We start from the raw sequence: 3153 nt of genomic DNA, 5'->3' as shown, positions 1-3153 counted from the left end.
GAGCCGGTCTCGGCCCTCGACGTCTCCATCCAGGCGCAGGTGGTCAACCTCCTCCAGGACCTCCAGCGGGACCTGGGCATCGCGTTCGTCTTCATCGCCCACGACCTCGCGATCGTGCGCCACTTCTCGGAGCGCGTCGCGGTCATGTACCTCGGCAAGATCGTCGAGATCGCCAACCGCGAGGACCTGTACGAGAACCCCCGCCACCCCTACACGCGCGCGCTGCTGTCCGCCGTTCCCGAGGCCACGGCGGACGAGGTGCCGGCCCGCGAGCGCATCCTCCTCAAGGGCGACGTGCCCTCCCCGCTCAACCCGCCGTCGGGCTGCCGCTTCCGCACCCGGTGCTGGAAGGCGACGGAGAAGTGCGCGACGGAGGCTCCGCCGCTGGTCCAGGTCGCGGGCAACAAGGAAGGCCACCTGACTGCCTGCCACTACCCCGAGACCCACGGCACCGTCCCGGCTCCCCGCCTCTCCAAGGACCCCGAGGTCGCGGCCTGACACACCCCTTTTCGTCAGCCCGCGGCTCGCGGGACCGACTTTCGCCGGCCCATTGACCCGAGCCCACGAACGTCCGGTTCCCGGGGAAGAAGAAGGCCCGCACCCTGCTGGGTGCGGGCCTTCGCGCGTTCGTCCGCGGCGCGCCGGGCTCAGCCCGCCTCGCCGCGCTCCATGCAGAACTCGTTGCCCTCGGGGTCGGCGAGGGTGACCCAGCCGCGGCCGTCGGGACGGGTGTGGTCCGCGACCACTCGGGCCCCGAGCGCGATGGCGCGCTCGACCTCCGCCCCCCGGGTGCGGCCCTGCGGCTGGAGGTCCAGGTGGATGCGGTTCTTGGCCGTCTTGCCTTCGGGGACGCGCACGAACAGCAGGGCCGGTCCCCCGGAGGGGTCCTGGATCACCGCCTCCGGGTCACCGGGCTTGTCGTCGTCGGCGAGCGGCCGTCCGAGCAACTCGCTCCAGAACAGCGCGAGATCGTACGGGTCTTGGGTGCAGTCGAAGGTGATGGTGCGGATCGTGGGGTTCAACAGGGCCTCTCCTTAAGAGCCGGTGCGGCCGTCTGCCAGCTCGCGCAGGATGTCGAGGTGACCGTTGTGCCGGGCCGTCTCCTCGACCAGATGCAGGATGATCCAGCGGAGGTTCACATGACGGCCGTCCCGGTTGGCCCGCTTCGCCTCGGCGTCCAGGTCGTGCCCGGCCACCAGATCCCGGTAGCGGGCGCTCTGCTCCTCGTACTCGTCGAGGAGCTGGGCGAGAGGGACGTCGACGGCGATGCGCATCTCGCGGTCGGGGTCCTCGTCCGTCCAGGGACCCTCGTCCTCCTCGCCGAGGAAGACGACCTGGAACCAGAAGTACTCGACCCAGCGCAGATGGCTGATCAGCCCGCACAGGGTCATCAGCGGGGAGCCCGGCAGCGGCGCCTTGACGGCGTCCTCCGCGGAGACGCCGTCGCACTTGTCGCGGGCGGTGGCCCGGGCGTAGTCGAGGAAGGTGGCCAGCTGAGTACGCTCCTCCCAGGAGGGAGGCGTATCGGTTCGCGTCATCGAACGGAAGCATCCCGGCCCGGCCGTTCGATGTCGAGCGAATTACCACCGGTACTCTCCGAACGTGGTTCGAGCCGCCTCGCGGACTGACAGACTGCTGCGATGACTGATCGTTCGTTCAGTGACATCCCCCTCGCCGCCCTGTACGACGCGCTCAATCCCTGGGGCCCGGGCGACGACTTCTATCTGGACCTGGTGATGTCCGCGCGGTCGGTGCTCGATGTCGGGTGCGGGACGGGGCAGTTGCTGGGCCGGGCCCGGGACGCCGGGCACCGCGGCAGACTGTGCGGGCTCGATCCGGCGGCGGCCATGCTGGTGCAGGCTCGGCGCTGGGACGCGGTCGAGTGGGTGCTCGGGGATCTCGCCTCCACTCGCTGGGAGCGGGAGTTCGACCTCGTGGTGATGACCGGGCACGCCTTCCAGTCCCTGCTCGGTGACGAGGAGTTGCGCGTCGCCCTCGGCGGCGTACGCGAAGCGTTGTGCGACGGCGGGCAGTTCGTGTTCGAGACACGCCATCCCGCCGCCCGTTCCTGGGAGTCGTGGAGCCCCGAGCACGTGCACGAGGTGAGCGACGCGCACGGAGCGGTCGTCCGCGTGTGGCACGAGGTGGAGGCGCCGGTGCTCGGGGAGCGGGTGACGTTCACGGAGACGTTCGAGCATCCGGCGTGGGAACGGCCGCGGACCAGCCGCAGCACGCTGCGCTTCCTCGGCCCCGAGGTGCTGTCCTGCTTCCTGGCCGAGGCCGGGCTGGTGGTGCGCGAGCAGTTCGGGGACTGGGGGCGGGGGCCGCTGACCCCCGCCTCCCCCGAGATCATCACCGTGGCCGGCCCGACCGGACGCCGCTGACGCCTGCCGCCCGGGAACCGGGACGCGGAGCCTGCGCGGCCGGGCCGCGATCCGGCGGACGGGCGCCGAGGGATGTCGTCCGGTACCTCTGGGGGGCTTCGTCTGGATCAGCCCGGGTCCGCGACGCCCGGCACGGCACCTCGCCGCGTTGTCGGACCACCCGAGTACGCCCGGTACGCGGGTGATCCTCCGCCTTGCGACGCACCGCACCGGACGCCGCGGCCTGATCCGACCCGATCCGAACGAAACCCCCTAGTCGTCCTCGGCCTCCAGCGCCGCCAGTGCCGGATCCAGCACGATGTCCTCGGCGCGCGCCTCGATGGTGGGATCCTCCGGGAAGTGGCAGGCGGTGAGGTGGCCCTCGGCGTTGCCGGAGAGGCGGACCAGCGGCGGCTCCTCCTGCGCGCACTTGTCCTGCGCCTTCCAGCAGCGTGTGCGGAAACGGCAGCCGGACGGCGGGGAGATGGGGGACGGGACGTCGCCCTGGAGACGGATGCGTTCCTTCTTCTCGGCATCGATGTCCGCGTCGGGGACGGCCGACATCAGGGCGTGGGTGTACGGGTGCCGGGGGCCGGTGTACAGCGACGTACGGTCGGCGAGCTCCACGATCTTGCCGAGGTACATCACCGCCACGCGCTGCGAGAAGTGCCGCACCACCGCGAGGTCGTGGGCGATGAAGACGAACGCGATGCCCATCTCCCGCTGGACCTCCTGGAGGAGGTTGACCACCTGCGCCTGGATGGAGACGTCGAGGGCCGAGACCGGCTCG

5 protein-coding genes are annotated in these 3153 nt (G+C 71.1%); 2 read left to right on the top strand and 3 right to left on the bottom strand.

Annotated elements, in window-relative coordinates; all coding sequences use genetic code 11:
• On the top strand, positions 1 to 498 hold a 498-nt coding region (locus tag H305_RS0143525; protein WP_028805933.1), incomplete at its 5' end, for an oligopeptide/dipeptide ABC transporter ATP-binding protein.
• A gap of 149 nt (positions 499 to 647) precedes the next feature.
• Here H305_RS0143525 and H305_RS0143520 read toward each other — a convergent pair.
• On the bottom strand, positions 648 to 1025 hold the full coding sequence (locus H305_RS0143520; RefSeq protein WP_037767509.1) for a VOC family protein: 378 nt from the start codon (positions 1023 to 1025) through the stop codon (positions 648 to 650).
• A gap of 9 nt (positions 1026 to 1034) precedes the next feature.
• Entirely contained in the window at positions 1035 to 1538 is a 504-nt protein-coding gene (locus tag H305_RS0143515) for a DinB family protein (RefSeq protein ID WP_028805931.1), read from the bottom strand.
• Between the two features lie 102 nt (positions 1539 to 1640).
• On the opposite strand from H305_RS0143515, the gene H305_RS0143510 reads away from it, so the two are divergent.
• A complete protein-coding gene (locus H305_RS0143510; protein ID WP_028805930.1) occupies positions 1641 to 2384 on the top strand; it encodes a class I SAM-dependent DNA methyltransferase in 744 nt (247 codons plus the stop codon).
• Between the two features lie 252 nt (positions 2385 to 2636).
• On the opposite strand, the gene H305_RS0143505 is transcribed toward H305_RS0143510, so the two are convergent.
• On the bottom strand, positions 2637 to 3153 hold a 517-nt coding region (locus H305_RS0143505), incomplete at its 5' end, for an oligopeptide/dipeptide ABC transporter ATP-binding protein (RefSeq protein WP_028805929.1).

Source organism: Streptomyces sp. 142MFCol3.1 (assembly GCF_000424945.1).
Lineage (GTDB): Bacteria > Actinomycetota > Actinomycetes > Streptomycetales > Streptomycetaceae > Streptomyces > Streptomyces siamensis.
This window is presented reverse-complemented; position numbering and strand designations above follow the sequence as displayed.